Raw genomic sequence first — 16,273 nt, 5'->3', positions numbered from 1 at the left:
CCGACGCCCCTTCGCCGGACGCCCCTTCGCCGGGGCCGGCGCCGATCGCCGGAGCGCGCTCCGGGCGGGTCGGCGCCGCGCGTCGCCTCAAGCGGCCCGCGGCCCGGCGCGAGCAGGGCAGGTTCCTGGTCGAGGGGGTGCAGGCGGTGGGCGCGGCATTGGCCGTCGGCGAGCTGCTTGAGGTGTTCGTCGGAGTCTCTGCGACTCCCCGGCACGAGGAGTTGCTGAGGGCGGTCCGGGTGCCGGTCCGGGTCGTGACGGACGAGGCCGTGGCGTCGCTGTCGGAGACGGTGACCCCCCAGGGCCTCGTCGCGGTCGCGGCCCTGCCCGCTCATCGGCTCGCCGACCTGCACGCCCCCCGGCTGGTCGCGGTGTGCATCGGCGCGGGCGATCCGGGTAACGCCGGCACGGTGATCCGCAGCGCGGACGCGGCCGGAGCGGACGCCGTCGTCTTCACCGGGAGCGGTGTCGACCCCTTCGGGGGCAAGTGCGTGCGCTCCTCGGCCGGCAGCCACTTTCACCTCCCGGTGATCGTGGAACCAGCCTTGGCCGGGGTGCTGGACCGGCTGCGGGCCCGGGGTTGCCGCATCGTGGCGACGTCCGGAGCCGCGGATCGCGACATTGACACCGCCGTCGCGGCCGGTGAGCTCGACGGGCCGACGGCGTGGCTGTTCGGTAACGAGGCACATGGGCTGGCTTCGGCTACTCTGGCCGCCGCGGACGCGGTTCTGCGGGTACCGGTGTACGGTCAGGCCGAGTCCCTGAATCTTGCGGTTGCGTCCGCCCTGTGCCTTTACGCGTCGGCGCGGGCGCAGAGAACGGGCAGGTCCGGTACTGACGGCACCGGAGGAGGTGGTCGACGGTGATGAACATTGTCACGTCGCCATCCGGGCAGGTGCCGCCCTCCGGCCCCGGCTGCGCGCCCGATGCCACCGATTCAGCCGTGTCGGCCGCGCAGGACGGCCCACTGCCTGCCGCCGCCTTCGACCTGCTACCGGATTCGGTGATCGTGACCGACGCCGCCGGCGTCGTCGAGGTGTTCAACCGGGCGGCGGCGAAGCTCACCGGGGTGGATGGACCGTCCGCGATCGGCCGGCATCTGACCGAGGTCCTCCCGTTGCTGGACGAGCGGGGCAACGACTGGTGGGAGTGCTCTACAGCCAGCCGGAACCTGCCGCGGGTCACCGGGCAGCCGGAGCGGCGCCTGACCTACGCGGGTCCAGTCCACGACCGTGACTTCCACGTCACGGTGCGGTTCAACCGGGTCGCCGGTCGGCTGGTGCGGGTGTCGCTGTCCCTGCGCGACACCCTCAGCCGCGAGCGGCTGGAACGCAACCGGGCGGACCTGGTCGCGACCGTGGCGCACGAGCTGCGCTCGCCGCTGACCAGTGTGAAGGGATTCACCGCGACGCTGCTCGCCAAGTGGGACCGGTTCACCGACGAGCAGAAGAAGCTCATGCTGAACACGGTCAACACCGACGCCGACCGGGTCACGCGCCTGCTCACCGAGGTGCTGGACGTCTCTCGGATCGACTCCGGACGCATCCAGGTCCGCAAGCAGATCGTCGACCTGCCCGCCCGGGTGCGTTCGGTGGTGGACGGCAAGGTGGCCTCGGGCGCGGCGGGCGCCGACCGGTTCTTCATCCGCGAGGAGGGCGAACTGCCCGAGATGTGGGTCGATCCGGACAAGATTGAACAGGTACTGCACAACCTCGTCGACAACGCCCTGCGGCATGGTGCGGGTACTGTGACGGTACTGCTGCGTGGCAGGGACAGCGGCACGGAGGTAAGCGTGGCCGACGAGGGTGAAGGCGTGTCCGAATCGAACGCCGCGCGCGTGTTCACGAAGTTCTGGCGGGGCGCCAGCCGCGGGAACGGCACCGGCCTCGGGCTCTACATCGCCAAGGCGCTGATCGAGGCGCACGGCGGCACCATCTCGGTCGGCCGGGCCCCGGGTGGCGGCGCCGAGTTCCGATTTTTCGTGCCCGCCGGTGGCCCGGTGTTCGGCTGACGCCGAGCACCGCGAACCGACCGGTGGGCGCCCCGGGCGGCCAGGCGCGCGCCGCCGCCCCAGGACCGGACACCCCAGGACCGGACGAACCCCGCCGCAGGCCGGACGACCCCGGCTTCCCGCCGGGATGACCCTGCTTTTCACCCGATGACGAGGATGAGCATCGTGCCCGCCCCTGGAGAGACTGTCGACCCGTCCCGGGTCCACGCCCTCGACCCCGATCAGCTCGACGCGGCCGTCAACGCGGCGCGGGAGTCGATCCGCGCCGCCGCCGATCTCGACGCGCTGGCAGCCGTCCGTACCGCCCACATCCAGGGTGCCTCCGCACCGCTGGTGCTGGCCCGCCGGGAGCTCGGTGCCCTGCCCCGTGCGGAGCGTGCCGACGCCGGTCGCCGGCACAACGCCGCCCGCACGGCCGTACAGGCCGCCTACGACGCCCGGCTGGCCGAACTCACCGCCGAACGCGACGCCCGGGTGCTGCGGGAGGAACGGGTCGACGTGACCCTGCCCGTCGACCGCCGCCGCCGTGGTGCCCGCCACCCGCTGACCGCCCTGTCCGACCGGCTTGCCGACGTGTTCGTGGCGATGGGCTACGAGGTCGCCGAGGGACCCGAGGTCGAACACGACTGGTTCAACTTCGAGGCCCTGAACATGGCGCCCGATCACCCGGCCCGCAGCGAGCACGACACGCTCTACGTCGCGCCGACCGGGGCGGGCCGGGTGCTGCGTACCCACACCTCCCCGGTGCAGATCCGCTCCCTGCTGAACCGCCCGCTGCCCGTGTACGTCGTGTGCCCGGGGCGGACATACCGCAACGACACCATCGATGCGACGCACTCGCCGGTCTTCGGCCAGCTCGAAGGTCTGGCCGTGGACAGGGGCATCACCATGGCGGACCTGCGCGGCACCCTGGAGGTCTTCGCCCAGGCGTTGTTCGGGGCGGGCCTGTCGACGCGGCTGCGCCCGTCGTTCTTCCCGTTCACCGAGCCGTCCGCGGAACTGGACGTGCAGTGCTTCGCCTGCCGCGGGGAGGCGGCCCGCCAGCCCTGTCGGGTCTGTTCGGACGAGGGCTGGATCGAGGCCGGCGGCTGCGGCATGGTCGACCCGCACGTCCTGCGGGCCGCGGGGGTCGACCCGACCCGGTACAGCGGTTTCGCGTTCGGGATGGGGCTGGAACGGGCCGCGATGGTCCGCCATGGCATCCGGGAGATCCGCGATTTCGTCGACGGTGACGTCCGGTTCAGCCTGCCGTTCGGAATCGAGGACTGACCCATGCTGATCGTGATGTCCTGGCTGCGGGAGTATGTGGCGGGGCTGCCGCCCACGCGGGCCGTCGCCGACGCGTTGATCCGGGCCGGTTTCGAGGTCGAGGGACTGCGTAGCGTCGGGGGCGAGTTCTCCGGCGTGGTCGTCGGGGAGATCGTCGACTTCGAGATCGTCGAGACGAAGAAGAAGGCCGTCCGCTGGTGCCAGGTCCGGGTCGCCGAGAGCGCCGGAGCCGAGGATGCCGGAGCCGAGAGCGCCGGATCCAGGGGCGAGGGCGTGCGCGGCGTCATCTGCGGGGCGCACAACTTCGCCGTCGGCGACCGGGTGGCGGTCGCGCTGCCCGGCGCCGTGCTGCCCGGCGGGTTCGAGATCACCGCGCGGAGGACCTACGGCCATGTCAGCGAGGGGATGATCTGCTCGGCCCGGGAACTGGGCCTCGGCGAGGAGTCCGACGGCATCCTGGTGCTCGCGCCGCGGGCGCCGATCGGCGCCGACGTCGCCGAGCTGCTCGATCTCGCCGACGAGGTGCTTGACATCGCGGTCACCCCGGACCGGGGCTACGGTCTGTCGGTGCGGGGGATCGCCCGGGAGGCGGCGACCGCCTTCGCGCTGCCGTTCACGGACCCGGGCGCGCCGGCGGACCCGGCAGCCGTCCCGGGGCCCGCCAGGGAGGCCTATCCGGTCGTCGTCGAGGACACCGCGGCGTGTGACCGCTACGTCGCCCGGGTGGTGACCGGGGTCGACTCGCGGGCCACCACCCCGCTGGGGTGGCAGCGGCGGCTGTCGCTGTCCGGGATGCGGTCAATCTCGGTGCCGGTCGACGTCACCAACGCCGTGCTGCTGGGCCTCGGCCAGCCGTTGCACGCCTTCGACCGGGCGAAGCTGGCCGGCGCGATCATTGTGCGCCGGGCCGTCGCCGGAGAGACGCTGCGCACCCTCGACGGGGTCGACCGCACTCTCGACCCCGAGGATCTGGTCATCGCCGACGACACCGGTCCGATCGCGCTCGCCGGGGTGATGGGCGGGGCCAGCACGGAGGTGTCCGCGACGACCACCGACATCGTCCTCGAGGCTGCGCACTTCGACCCGATCACGGTGGCCCGCACCGCCCGCCGGCACCGGCTGTCCTCGGAGGCGTCGCGGCGTTTCGAACGCGGCGTCGACCCGGCACTCGCGCCGGTCGCCGCGGCGCTGGCCGTCGACCTGCTCGCCGAGCTCGCCGCCGCCCGTCCCGAGCCCGGCGTGACCGACCTGGACCACCGCCCCGCCCCGGCGCCGGTGACCCTGCCGCTGACGGAACCGGAACGCCTCGCCGGCCGGCCCTACCCCGCCGAGGTGGTGCGGCGCCGGCTCGTCGACGTCGGCTGCGCGGTGGCTGACGGGTCGGCGACCGAGGACCTGCCCGGTGTTCTGATCGCGACGCCGCCGTCCTGGCGTCCCGACCTGACCCGGCCCGCCGATCTCGTCGAGGAGATCATGCGGCTGGAGGGGTACGACACCATCCCGGTGACCCTGCCGTCGCTGCCCGCGGGGCGCGGGCTCACCGCCGCGCAGCGGATGCACCGCGCGGTGGGCCGGGCGCTGGCCCATGCGGGGTTCGCCGAGGTGCTTACCCTGCCGTTCGTACCCGAGGACGCCGCCGACGCGCTCAGCCTGGCCGCGGCCGACCCGCGGCGTGCGGCGGTCCGGATCGCGAACCCGATCGCCGAGGACGCCGGCTACCTGCGGACGACCCTGCTACCCGGACTGATCGCGGCGGCCGTGCGCAACATCGGCCGGGGGCAGCGCGATCTCGCCCTGTTCGAGAGCGGTCTGGTGTTCCGGGAACGCGAACGGATCCCGACGGACGTCGTCACCCCGCCGGTGGATCGTCGGCCCTCCGCCGCGGAGATCGCCGCTCTGGACTCGACCCTGCCCGGCCAGCCCCGCCACGTCGCCGCGCTCCTCACCGGGCGCCGTGAGCCAGGTGGCTGGTCCACGCCGGCCCGGGACGCGGACTGGGCGGACGCGGTGGACGCCGCGCACGTGGTCGCCGAGGCGGTGGGCGTGACCCTCACGGTCAGAGCCGGCAATGTCATGCCCTGGCACCCGGGCCGCCTCGCGGAGCTCTCGATCGACGGCCGGGTCGTGGGCCACGCGGGTGAGCTGCACCCCCGGGTGCTCAGCGACGTCGGGCTTCCGCCTCGGGCCGGCGCGATGGAACTGGACCTCGATGCCCTGATCGAGGTCGCGTCGGCGGCGCCGCCGATGATCGCGCCGACGATCTCCACCTATCCGCCCGCCGACCGGGATGTGGCGCTCGTCGTGCCGATCGAGGTGCCGGTCGCCGATGTGACGGCGGCACTGCGGGCCGGAGCCGGTGACCTGCTGGAGTCCCTGACCCTCTTCGACGTCTTCGAGGGCGCCCAGGTCGGGGTCGGTCAGCGCTCGCTGGCCTTCGGCCTGCGGCTGCGCGCCGGGGACCGGACGCTGACGGCCGCCGAGGCGAACGCGGTGCGGGACGCGGCGGTCGCCCGGGCGGCGGAGCTTACCGGCGCGTCCCTGCGCGCCTGAGGCCGAGACGGGTTACGCCAGCATCATTGCATGATCATGAGTTGGCGTGTATAAAATTGCAATCATGGGTGTGACGGTAGCAGTTGCGGGGGCGAGTGGGTACGGCGGCGGAGAGCTGCTGCGCCTGCTCCTCGCCCATCCCGAAATCAAGATCGGTGCGCTGGCCGCGAACGCGTCCGCCGGCCTGCCGGTGACGGAGGTGCATCCCCACCTGCCCGACCTGGAGGGCCGGGTGTTCACGGACGCGGCCGCGCTGGCCGGGACCGACGCGGACATCGTTTTCCTGGCGCTGCCGCACGGTCAGTCGGCCGCGGTGGCGGCCACCCTGCCCGACACCGTGCGGGTCGCCGATCTGGGTGCCGATCATCGGCTCGTCGACCCGGAGGCGTGGCGGCGCGCCTACGGGGGGGAGCACGCCGGGACCTGGACCTACGGCCTGCCCGAGCTCCCCTGGGCACGGGCGGAGATCGCCGCGAGCCGGCGAGTGGCGATTCCGGGCTGCTATCCCACGGCGACCTCTCTCGGGCTCGTGCCGCTGCTGGTCGGCGGCCTCGTGGAGCCCGCCGACCTGGTCGTTGTCGCGGCGAGCGGCACGTCCGGCGCGGGGCGCTCGGCCACGGTGAACCTGCTCGGCAGCGAGGTGATGGGTGACCTGACCGCCTACAAGGTGGGCACCCACCAGCACAGACCCGAGATCACGCAGACCCTCTCCCGGGCCGCCGGTATGACCGTGACGGTGTCCTTCACCCCGGTGCTCGCCCCGCTTCCCCGCGGCATCCTCGCGACCAGCACCGGCCGGGCCACCCCGGGCACCGACGCGGACGCCGTGTACGAGACGCTGCGGGCCGCCTACGCGGGGGAGCCGTTCGTCCGGGTGCTGCCGCCGGGGCGCTGGCCGCACACCGCGGCGACGCTCGGCGGGAACGCCGTTCATGTGCAAGGGACCTTCGACCCGGAGACCGGCCGGGCGATCGTCGTCACCGCGATCGACAACCTCGGCAAGGGCGCGGCCGGCCAGGCGCTGCAGTGCGCCAACCTGATGCTCGGCCTGCCCGAGACCGCCGGGCTGACCGCTCAGGGCATCGCCCCCTGACCGTTTTCGGCCCGGTAGATCGGTAGGTCGGTAGATCGGTAGGTCGGTAAGGACGCGGGAGCATCGATCAGCAACATCGATCAGCAACATCGATCAGCAACGCGGCCAGGAGACAGGAGAGGGTTGAGTTGAGCGTTACCGCCCCACGGGGCTTCCGCGCCGCCGGAGTGGCGGCCGGGTTGAAGCCGTCCGGCCGTCCGGACGTGGCGCTCGTCGTCAACGACGGGCCGTCCGACGCCGCCGCCGGGATCTTCACCGCCAACCGGGTTCAGGCGGCTCCGGTGCTCTGGACCCGCCAGGTCCTCGCCGACGGCCGGCTGCGCGCCGTCATCCTCAACTCCGGCGGGGCGAACGCCTGCACCGGTCCGGCCGGATTCGCCGATACCCATGCCACGGCCGAGCACGTCGCCGGGGCGCTCGGCCTCGGTGCCGGCGACGTCGCGGTCTGCTCGACCGGTCTCATCGGCGTCCGCCTGCCCATGGACAACCTGCTCGCCGGCGCCACCAAGGCGGTGGCGGACCTCGCTGACACCGACACCGCCGGCGCCGCGGCTGCGGAGGCGATCCGCACCACCGACACCGTCGCGAAGGCCGCGGTCCGCACCTCGTCAACGACCCCGGGTGTCACCATCGGCGGGATGGGTAAGGGCGCGGCGATGCTGGCGCCGTCGCTCGCGACGATGCTCGTGGTGGTCACCACCGACGCCGTCGCGGACGCCGCCACCCTCGATCGGGTGATCCGGGCGTCCTCGCGGGTCAGCTTCGAGCGGGTCGATTCCGACGGCTGCCTGTCCACCAACGACACCGTGCTGCTGCTGGCCTCGGGCGCCGCCGGGGTGAGCCTGCCCGAGGCGGAGCTGACGGGGCTGGTCACCGAGGTGTGCATCGACCTCGCCCAGCAGATGCTCGGCGATGCCGAGGGTTCGACGAAGACCATCGCCATCACCGTGACCGGAGCCGCGACCGAGGACGACGGGCTGGAGGTCGGCCGGGCCGTCGCCCGCAACAACCTGCTCAAGTGCGCTCTGTACGGCAAGGACCCGAACTGGGGACGGGTGCTCGCCGCGATCGGCACCACGAAGGCCGTCTTCGAGCCCGACGCGCTGGACGTGTCCATCAACGAGGTGCGGGTCTGCCGGGCCGGGGCCCCCGGCGAGGACCGCGACCTCGTCGACCTGTCCGGCCGTGAGGTGCGCATCGGCGTCGATCTGCACGCCGGCGATGCCGAGGTCACCGTCTGGACGAACGACCTGACCGACGGGTACGTCTACGAGAACTCGGCGTACTCGACATGAACGCCCCGACCCGGACGCCGCCGCCTTCGAACGGTGGGCACGGCAGCACCGGCAGCACCGGCAGCACCGGCGACGCCGCCCCGGGCGGGGGCACCGGGCGGGGCCCGGCCGCCACCGCCCGCGGCCATGCGGCGCTCGCGAAGACCCAGGTCCTCATCGAGGCGCTCCCGTGGCTGTCGCGGTTCCAGGGCGCGACCATCGTCGTCAAGTACGGCGGCAACGCGATGACGGAGCCGGCGCTGCGCGAGGCCTTCGCCGCCGACGTCGTGTTCCTGCGCCACTCGGGGCTGCGGGTGGTCGTCGTGCACGGCGGCGGTCCGCAGATCACCGCGCATCTGGAGCGCCTCGGTGTCCCCTCAACGTTCGTCGGCGGCCTGCGGGTCACCACCCCACAGACCATGGACGTCGTGCGGATGGTCCTGCTCGGCCAGGTCAATCGGGACGTCGTGGGGCTCGTCAACGACCACGGCCCGTTCGCCGTCGGGCTGTCCGGTGAGGACGCCAACCTCTTCACCGCGCGGCGCCGCCCGGCGATCGTCGATGGCCGGGAGGTCGACGTCGGCCTGGTCGGCGACATCGTCGAGGTCCGACCGGAGACGATCAACGCCCTGCTCGGCTCCGGGAAGGTGCCGGTGGTCGCGTCGGTCGCCCGCGGCGTCGACGGCGGGGTCTACAACGTCAACGCCGACACCGCCGCCGCCGAACTCGCCGTCGCGCTCGGGGCTACGAAGCTCGTCGTCCTGACCGACGTCGAGGGCCTCTACGCGGACTGGCCGGCGAGCGACGAGGTGATCAGTGAGCTGAGCATCACCGAGCTCGAACAGCTCCTCCCCTCGCTCACCGCCGGCATGATTCCCAAGATGGAGGCCTGCCGGCGGGCGGTGCGTGGCGGTGTTCCGCAGGCGCACGTGCTCGACGGACGGGTGCCGCACGCGGTGCTCCTGGAGATCTTCACCGACGATGGCATCGGCACCTTGATCATGGCCGAGTCGGGCACCTCGCCTGAGCCGGGTACGCCCCCCGCACCCGCCGCGCGCCCGGCCGGGATCGTTCCGGCCGGCGAACCGACCGGAGGAACGCCATGAACGCCGAGATCGCTGAGAACCCAGTGAACCCAGTGAACCCAGTGAACGCCGAGATCGCTAAGGACGCCGATCTGATCGCCCGGCGGGACGCCGTCGTGATGGCGACCTACGGCCGACCCGCGATCTCCCTGGCCCGGGGGGCCGGCAGCCGGGTGTGGGACCATGACGGCCGCGAATATCTCGACCTGGTCGGCGGGGTAGCCGTCAGCGTGCTCGGTCACTGCCACCCGGCGGTCCGGGACGCCGTCGTCGGCCAGCTCGGCGCTCTCGGCCACGTGTCGAACCTCTATGCCAACGAGCCTCAGGTGCTGCTGGCCGAACGGCTCGTCGAGCTGCTGCGGGTCGGCGCGCCGAGCCCCGGGCTTCCGCCCGAGGGGGCGAAGGTCTTTTTCTGCAACTCGGGGGCGGAGGCCAACGAGGCAGCAATCAAGATCGCCCGCCGGACCGGCCGTCCGGAGATTATCGCCACCGAGGGCTCGTTCCACGGTCGGACCCTGGGCGCGCTGTCCATTACCGGTCAGCCGGCCAAGCGGGCACCGTTCGAGCCACTGCTGCCCGGCGTCCGGTTCGTGCCCTATGGAGACGGCGCGGCCCTGCGCGCCGCCGTCAGCGAGGCGACCGCGGCGGTGTTCCTGGAACCGACCCTCGGTGAAGGCGGTGTCGTGCCGCCGCCGACCGGCTACCTCGCCGCCGCGCGGGCTGTCTGTGACTCCGCCGGCGCGCTGCTGGTCCTGGACGAGGTACAGAGCGGCATCGGCCGGACCGGCTCGTGGTTCGCTCACCAGGCCGAGGGCGTGCTGCCCGACGTGATCACCCTGGCCAAGGGACTCGGCGGTGGCCTGCCCGTCGGCGCCTGCGTCGGCATCGGCGCGGCGGGGACGCTGTTGCGCCCGGGGGATCATGGCAGCACCTTCGGCGGCGGCCCGATCGTCTGCGCGGCGGCGCTCGCGGTGCTCGACACGATCGCCGCCGAGGGCCTGCTTGAACACGCGTCGCGGCTCGGGGAGCGGCTGGCCGCGGCGATCCGGGCGGCGGGCGTGCCCGGCGTGGCGGGGGTCCGGGGACAGGGGCTGTGGCGGGCGATCGAGCTCGACGGCCCGTTCGCGCCGGCGGTGGAGAAGGCCGCCCGCGAGGCCGGTTACCTGGTGAACGCCGTCGCCCCCGACGCCATCCGGCTCGCCCCACCGCTGATCCTCACCGCCGCCGAGGTGGACGCCTTCGTCGCGGCCCTGCCCGGCATCGTCGGCGACGCGCTCGCCGCCCGGGTTCCGTCGGCGCAGTCCGCGTCGGCGCAGTCCGCGTCAGCCCCGGGCTCTAGGGTCAGCGCATGACGGTCCGACACTTCCTTCTCGACACCGACCTGACCCCCGCGGAGCAGACCGCTCTGCTCGACCTCGCCGACGGGTTCAAGGCACGCCGCCGCGTCACCCGGCTGACGGAGCGTCCGCTCGCCGGGCGCTCGGTGGCGCTGCTGTTCGAGAAGCCGTCGACGCGCACCCGACTGTCGTTCGACGTGGGCGTCGCTGAGCTCGGCGGCCACCCGGTGGTGATCGACGCGGCGAGCGCGCAGCTTGGCCGGGGGGAGACCATCGAGGACACCGCCGCCGTGCTGAGCCGGTACGTCGACGCGATCGTCGTGCGTACCTTCGCGCAGGAGCGGCTGGAGCGGCTGGCGGCGGCGGCCACCGTTCCGGTGATCAATGCGCTGTCCGACCACGCCCATCCCTGCCAGGCCCTGGCCGACCTGCAGACGATCCGGGAGCGGCGGGGCCGCCTGGCCGGGCTGACCCTGACCTACCTGGGCGACGGCAACAACGTCGCGCACTCGCTGCTGCTCGCCGGCGCGTCGGCCGGCATGCGGGTGCACGTGGCCTCGCCGCCCGGCTATGAGCCGTTCGAGCAGGTGGTGCGGCACGCCAATGAGATCGGCATGGTGACCGGGGGGGAGGCGCTGGTGATGCACGACGCGCTGGAGGCCGCCGCCGGGGCAGACGTGCTTTACACCGACGTGTGGGCGTCGATGGGTCAGGAGAGTGAGTCGGACAGCCGCGCGTTGGTGTTCCAGCCGTACCGCCTCGACGAGAAGGCCGTCGAGGCCGCTTCGCCCGACGTGATCGTCATGCACTGCCTGCCCGCGCATCGGGAGCTCGAGATCACCACGTCGGTGATCGACGGACCCCGTTCGGTCGTGTTCGACCAGGCCGAGAACCGGCTGCACGCCCAGAAGGCCCTGCTGTCGATCCTGCTGTCCGAGGGCGTCGGTCCGACCGGCACCGCCGGAAGCGCGTCCGGGGTGGGGGGCGCATCGTCGGTGGGGGGCGCATCGTCGGTGGGGGGCACCGGGCGATGACCTCGGAAGCAGGCGCGGAGGCCGCGCGTGCCGCGCCGTTGACCAAGCACGCCCGCCAGGCTCGGCTGGCGGCGTTGATCGGTCAGCGCGGCGTGCGTTCACAGACCGAGCTCGCGCGTCTGCTGGCCGCCGAGGGCGTCCAGGTTACCCAGGCAACCCTGTCCCGTGATCTGGAGGACATCGGGGCGACCAAGGTGCGCGGTCCGGACGGCGGCTTGGTCTACGCGGTCGAGGCGAACCTCGCGCCGGCGGAGATCGTCCGGTTGTCGCTCACCCGGCTCTGCGAGGAACTGCTGGTCTCCGCGGAGGCCAACGGCGACCTGGTCGTGCTGCGCACACCGTCGGGCGCCGCGCAGCTGTTCGCCTCGGTGCTCGACCGGGAGGCGCTTCCGGGGGTCATGGGCACGATCGCGGGGGATGACACGGTGCTCGTCGTCTGCCGGTCGGCTCCCGCAGCCGAGGCCCTGGTCCGTCCGGAGAGCTCGGTCCGTCCGGAGAGCTCGGTCCGTCCGGAGAGTTCGGTCGGTCCGGGAGATCCCGCTGGTCAGGGAGGGCATGCTGGTCCGAGGGGTCCGGCACTCGCCGCTCATCTCCTGTGGCTCGCCGACGGCCGGGCGCGGGGAGCGTCGACGGGATCGTCCGCCGTGCCAGACCAGGATGCGTAGCGGTGCGCCGGCGACGCCGTGAACCGGCCTTCCCGGCATCCTTGATGAACATAGCGCTAATTTTTGCTAAAAATAGCACTCATCGGTTTTTCTTTAACCAGCCTGGCGTGATTTTCAATAATTCAACATGATTCTGATATAAAACGACATAAGGAGATAAGTACTGTGACCGAACGCGTCGTGCTTGCCTACTCGGGCGGCCTCGACACGTCCGTGGCCATCGGTTGGATCGGCGCCGAGACCGGCGCCGACGTCGTCGCGCTGGCGGTTGACGTCGGCCAGGGCGGCGAGGACCTCGAGGCCATCCGGCAGCGCGCCCTCACCTGTGGCGCGGTCGAGTCGATCGTCGTCGACGCCCGTGAGGAGTTCGCCGAGTCCTTCGTCGCTCCGGCGATTAAGAGCAATGCGCTCTACATGGACCGGTATCCGTTGATCTCGTCCCTGTCGCGACCCGTCATCGTCAGGCATCTGGTCGCCGCGGCCCGCGAGCACGGGGCGGACGCCATCGCGCACGGCTGCACCGGCAAGGGCAACGACCAGGTGCGCTTCGAGGTCGGGGTGGCGGCGCTCGCCCCCGGGCTGAGCGTGCTCGCCCCGGTGCGCGACTCGGGGATGACCCGGGACAAGGCGATCGCCTTCGCGGAGGAACGCGGCCTGCCGATCGACGTGTCGAAGAAATCGCCGTATTCCATCGACCAGAACCTGTGGGGCCGCACCGCCGAGTGCGGCGTCCTCGAGGACCCGTGGGCCCAGCCGCCGGAGGATGTCTTCGTCTACTCCGCGGACCCCACCGTCGCGCGGATCCCCGACGAGGTGACCATCTCGTTCATCGACGGTGTCCCGGTGGGGTTGGACGGGCGCTCCCTCCCGCTCGCCGATCTCGTCGCCGAGCTCAACGTCCGGGCGGGCGCCCACGGCGTGGGCCGGATCGACCTGATCGAGGACCGGCTCGTCGGCATCAAGAGCCGGGAGATCTACGAGTGCCCGGCGGCGATCACGCTGCTAACGGCCCACCGGGACCTCGAGGACCTCACGCTTGAGCGGGACGTCGCCCGGTTCAAGCGGGGCATCGACCAGCGGTGGGGTGAGATCGTCTACGACGGTCTGTGGTACTCGCCGCTGAAGAGCGCGTTGGACGCCTTCGTCGACTCCGCCAGCGCCGGAGTGTCCGGGGAGGTGCGGATCCGGCTCGTGGGTGGCGTCGCCCAGGTCGTCGGCCGGCGCAGCCCGGCCAGTCTGTACGACCACGCACTGGCCACCTACGACGCCGGCGACCAGTTCGACCAGCGCGACGCCCGCGGGTTCATCGAGCTCTGGGGTCTGCCGACGAAGGTCTGGGCGGCGCGCGAGCAGCGGCTGAACCCGTGACCGCGACGCACCCGCCCGGCGGGAACGACACGACGCGCAGAGGGCCCGGTGACGGGGCGCCCGGTGACGGGGCGCCGATGCGGCTGTGGGGCGGGCGCTTCGCCGGCGGCCCGGCGGAGGCGCTCGCCCGGCTGTCGATAAGCGTCCAGTTCGACTGGCGGCTGGCGCCCTACGATCTGCTCGCGTCGAAGTCGCACGCCCGGGTCCTGCACCGGGCCGGGTTGCTCGACGCCGACGAGCTCGCGGCGATGCTCGCCGCCCTGGACGAGCTCTCCGACGCGGTCGCCCAGGGCCGGTTCCGCCCGACCGTCGAGGACGAGGACGTCCACACCGCCCTCGAACGTGGTCTGCTCGAACGGCTCGGAACGCTGGGCGGAAAGCTGCGGGCCGGCCGGAGCCGCAACGACCAGGTCGCCACCGACCTGCGGCTCTACCTGCGGGACTCGGCCCGCGAGGTGGCCGCGCGGCTGACCGAGTTGTCCCACGCGCTGGTCGTGCTTGCCGAGCAGCACGTCGACACCCCGGCCCCCGGGATGACCCACCTGCAGCACGCCCAGCCGATCTCCTTCGGTCATCAGCTGCTGGCACACGTGCAGGCGTTCGTCCGGGACATCGACCGGTTGCGCGACTGGGACGTCCGGGCGTCGGTGAGCGCCCTGGGGGCCGGGGCACTGGCCGGTTCCTCGCTGCCGCTCGACCCGCAGGGGGTGGCCGCGGAGCTGGGGTTCGACCGGGCGTTCGCCAACTCCCTCGACGCGGTCTCCGACCGGGACTTCGCCGCCGAGTTCCTGTTCGTGGCGGCCCTGATCGGGGTGCACCTGTCGCGGCTCGGCGAGGAGATCGTGCTCTGGACGACGAGGGAGTTCGGCTGGGTCGAACTGGACGACGCCTTCGCGACCGGTAGCTCGATCATGCCGCAGAAGAAGAACCCGGACGTCGCGGAGCTGGCCCGGGGGAAGTCCGGCCGGCTCATCGGGGATCTGACCGGTTTCCTGGCCACCCTCAAGGGACTGCCGCTCGCCTACGACCGCGATCTGCAGGAGGACAAGGAGCCGGTCTTCGACGCGGTCGACACCCTGCTGCTGGTGTTGCCCGCGCTGACCGGCACGGTTGCGACCATGCGGGTCCGTCGCGAGCGGCTCGTCGCCGCGGCGCCCGACGGCTTCGCGCTGGCCACGGATGTCGCCGAGTACCTGGTGCGCCGAGGGGTGCCGTTTCGTCAGGCGCACGAGGCGGTCGGCCAGTTCGTGTCGTGGTGCGTGGCCCACGACGTCGATCTCGACGAGGTGTCGGACGACGATCTCGGTATGATCAACCCCCTGCTCACCCCGGACGTGCGCGAGGTGCTGTCGGTGCGGGGAGCGCTGGAGGCCCGCTCGGCCCCCGGCGGGACCGCTCCCGACCGGGTCCGCGAGCAGATCGCCGCGTTGCGTCCGGTGCTGGACCGGGACCAGGCCTGGGCGGTGGGCTGACGGCACTACCCGAATCCTCGCCCGGCATGGCACCGACGGACGGTGCCGCGCCGGACGGGGTGGACTTCTATGACCGGCCCGTTCTGGCCGTCGCACCGGCTCTTCTTGGTGCGACGGTCTGGCACGGGCCGGTCGCCGTTCGGATCACCGAGGTCGAGGCGTACGGGGGGCTGGACGATCCCGCCTCGCACGCCTACCGCGGCCCGACGCCGCGCGCGGCCGTCATGTTCGGACCGCCGGGACGGGCCTACGTCTACCTCAGTTACGGCGTCCACTGGTGTCTGAACGTAGTGTGCGGACCGGTCGGTTCGGCGTCGGCCGTGCTCCTGCGCTCCGGAGAGGTCGTGGCGGGTCGTGACCTCGTGGCGGGCCGTTTCCCGCGCCTGGTCGAGGCGGACCTGGCGCGTGGCCCCGGCCGGTTGGGACGGGCGCTCGCCGTGACCGGCGCATTGAGCGGAACCACGATCACCGGCCCGGGGCCGGTCACGGTGGCACTGGCCGGGGGCCGGGGGATCCGTCCTCCCGGCCCGCCCGGTATCTCCGGCGGCCGGGTCCGCCGCGGCCCCCGGGCGGGGATTCGGGTGGCGACCGAATGGCCCTGGCGATTCTGGCTCGCTGGCGAGGCGACGGTCAGCGGCCCGCGGCCGCCGCGTCGACCCAGGTGAGTCGACCCGGTGATGCTCTGGCCCGTGTTCCGGGTGTCAGTCTTCCGGCCCAGACCATCAAGCGTCCCATATCAGAAGATCACAACGAACTGGTCTTGAGAAGGTGTGACGTACATCACATATCTTGGTAAGGGATTGATTTGACGTCCCCCGTCATCCACCCGTAATGTTCTCTCTGTCAGCGAGACACCGGATCCGCCGAGTACCACGGATGCGGTCGGTGACTGCCCCCCCGAGGGGCGCGTGTGGCAGATGTACGGCAGCCCCCGTCTGGGGAGTAACTGACGAGCATCCTCCAGAATTTTGTAAGAAGCCAGCAAGCCGCCTGAGGGCGACGTCTTGCGACGTCTACTCAGTAGCGCCTGCTCCTTGAGAACTCAACAGCGTGCCGATTGTCAGTGCCAATTGTTTTACCCCGTTCATGGCCTGGCTGGGTGGTGTCCCACGTGG

The 16,273-nt window shown here is 72.2% G+C and carries 13 protein-coding genes; all 13 read left to right on the top strand.

Annotated features, from left to right (window positions below):
* Nucleotides 1-44: 44 nt before the first annotated feature.
* The 13 genes from BMG523DRAFT_RS14235 to BMG523DRAFT_RS14175 all read left to right on the top strand — a co-directional run bounded on the left by BMG523DRAFT_RS14235 (nucleotide 45) and on the right by BMG523DRAFT_RS14175 (nucleotide 15,823).
* Nucleotides 45-866 carry an RNA methyltransferase gene (locus BMG523DRAFT_RS14235; RefSeq protein ID WP_235187097.1) on the top strand — a complete coding sequence of 274 codons (822 nt, stop codon included), beginning with the start codon at nucleotides 45-47 and terminating at the stop codon, nucleotides 864-866.
* Nucleotides 866-2,011: a PAS domain-containing sensor histidine kinase gene (locus BMG523DRAFT_RS14230; RefSeq protein ID WP_011437563.1), complete on the top strand. Its 1,146-nt coding sequence runs from the start codon at nucleotides 866-868 to the stop codon at nucleotides 2,009-2,011. Before BMG523DRAFT_RS14235 ends, BMG523DRAFT_RS14230 begins: the two co-directional genes overlap by 1 nt.
* A 165-nt stretch (nucleotides 2,012-2,176) precedes the next feature.
* Entirely contained in the window at nucleotides 2,177-3,280 is a 1,104-nt protein-coding gene (gene pheS / locus BMG523DRAFT_RS14225) for a phenylalanine--tRNA ligase subunit alpha (protein ID WP_011437562.1), read from the top strand.
* A 3-nt stretch (nucleotides 3,281-3,283) separates the two neighbouring features.
* Complete coding sequence (gene pheT / locus BMG523DRAFT_RS14220) at nucleotides 3,284-5,830, top strand: phenylalanine--tRNA ligase subunit beta (RefSeq protein WP_011437561.1); 2,547 nt, start codon at nucleotides 3,284-3,286, stop codon at nucleotides 5,828-5,830.
* A gap of 64 nt (nucleotides 5,831-5,894) precedes the next feature.
* Nucleotides 5,895-6,923, top strand: a complete 1,029-nt coding sequence (gene argC / locus BMG523DRAFT_RS14215; protein ID WP_011437560.1) for an N-acetyl-gamma-glutamyl-phosphate reductase — start codon at nucleotides 5,895-5,897, stop codon at nucleotides 6,921-6,923.
* 128 nt (nucleotides 6,924-7,051) lie between these two features.
* Nucleotides 7,052-8,218, top strand: coding sequence for a bifunctional glutamate N-acetyltransferase/amino-acid acetyltransferase ArgJ (argJ, locus tag BMG523DRAFT_RS14210; protein WP_011437559.1), 1,167 nt, complete (start codon nucleotides 7,052-7,054; stop codon nucleotides 8,216-8,218).
* Nucleotides 8,215-9,303, top strand: a complete 1,089-nt coding sequence (gene argB, locus BMG523DRAFT_RS14205; RefSeq protein WP_011437558.1) for an acetylglutamate kinase — start codon at nucleotides 8,215-8,217, stop codon at nucleotides 9,301-9,303. The genes argJ and argB overlap by 4 nt, the downstream gene beginning before the upstream one ends.
* Nucleotides 9,300-10,634 carry an acetylornithine transaminase gene (locus BMG523DRAFT_RS14200; protein WP_011437557.1) on the top strand — a complete coding sequence of 445 codons (1,335 nt, stop codon included), beginning with the start codon at nucleotides 9,300-9,302 and terminating at the stop codon, nucleotides 10,632-10,634. Before argB ends, BMG523DRAFT_RS14200 begins: the two co-directional genes overlap by 4 nt.
* Nucleotides 10,631-11,653, top strand: coding sequence for an ornithine carbamoyltransferase (gene argF / locus BMG523DRAFT_RS14195; protein ID WP_011437556.1), 1,023 nt, complete (start codon nucleotides 10,631-10,633; stop codon nucleotides 11,651-11,653). Before BMG523DRAFT_RS14200 ends, argF begins: the two co-directional genes overlap by 4 nt.
* Complete coding sequence (argR, locus tag BMG523DRAFT_RS14190; RefSeq protein ID WP_043591379.1) at nucleotides 11,650-12,318, top strand: arginine repressor; 669 nt, start codon at nucleotides 11,650-11,652, stop codon at nucleotides 12,316-12,318. The genes argF and argR overlap by 4 nt, the downstream gene beginning before the upstream one ends.
* A 165-nt stretch (nucleotides 12,319-12,483) precedes the next feature.
* Nucleotides 12,484-13,686: an argininosuccinate synthase gene (locus BMG523DRAFT_RS14185; RefSeq protein ID WP_011437554.1), complete on the top strand. Its 1,203-nt coding sequence runs from the start codon at nucleotides 12,484-12,486 to the stop codon at nucleotides 13,684-13,686.
* Nucleotides 13,687-13,763: 77 nt separating this feature from the next.
* A complete protein-coding gene (gene argH, locus BMG523DRAFT_RS14180; RefSeq protein WP_011437553.1) occupies nucleotides 13,764-15,158 on the top strand; it encodes an argininosuccinate lyase in 1,395 nt (464 codons plus the stop codon).
* A 26-nt stretch (nucleotides 15,159-15,184) separates the two neighbouring features.
* On the top strand, nucleotides 15,185-15,823 hold the full coding sequence (locus tag BMG523DRAFT_RS14175) for a DNA-3-methyladenine glycosylase (protein WP_011437552.1): 639 nt from the start codon (nucleotides 15,185-15,187) through the stop codon (nucleotides 15,821-15,823).
* The last annotated feature ends 450 nt before the right edge of the window (nucleotides 15,824-16,273 follow it).

The sequence above is a fragment of the Frankia sp. BMG5.23 genome (assembly GCF_000685765.2).
GTDB lineage: Bacteria > Actinomycetota > Actinomycetes > Frankiales > Frankiaceae > Frankia > Frankia casuarinae.
Note: the sequence above shows the minus strand (reverse complement) of the source record. Positions and strands in the feature narration are given on the sequence as shown.

What these genes read in the sequence shown, in the direction of transcription:
- BMG523DRAFT_RS14230 (WP_011437563.1), top strand. Translation starts at nt 866, where the DNA reads ATGAACATTGTCACGTCGCCATCCGGGCAGGTGCCGCCCTCCGGCCCC.
- pheT (WP_011437561.1), top strand. Translation starts at nt 3,284, where the DNA reads ATGCTGATCGTGATGTCCTGGCTGCGGGAGTATGTGGCGGGGCTGCCG.
- argC (WP_011437560.1), top strand. Translation starts at nt 5,895, where the DNA reads ATGGGTGTGACGGTAGCAGTTGCGGGGGCGAGTGGGTACGGCGGCGGA.
- argB (WP_011437558.1), top strand. Translation starts at nt 8,215, where the DNA reads ATGAACGCCCCGACCCGGACGCCGCCGCCTTCGAACGGTGGGCACGGC.
- BMG523DRAFT_RS14200 (WP_011437557.1), top strand. Translation starts at nt 9,300, where the DNA reads ATGAACGCCGAGATCGCTGAGAACCCAGTGAACCCAGTGAACCCAGTG.
- argF (WP_011437556.1), top strand. Translation starts at nt 10,631, where the DNA reads ATGACGGTCCGACACTTCCTTCTCGACACCGACCTGACCCCCGCGGAG.
- argR (WP_043591379.1), top strand. Translation starts at nt 11,650, where the DNA reads ATGACCTCGGAAGCAGGCGCGGAGGCCGCGCGTGCCGCGCCGTTGACC.
- argH (WP_011437553.1), top strand. Translation starts at nt 13,764, where the DNA reads ATGCGGCTGTGGGGCGGGCGCTTCGCCGGCGGCCCGGCGGAGGCGCTC.
- BMG523DRAFT_RS14175 (WP_011437552.1), top strand. Translation starts at nt 15,185, where the DNA reads ATGGCACCGACGGACGGTGCCGCGCCGGACGGGGTGGACTTCTATGAC.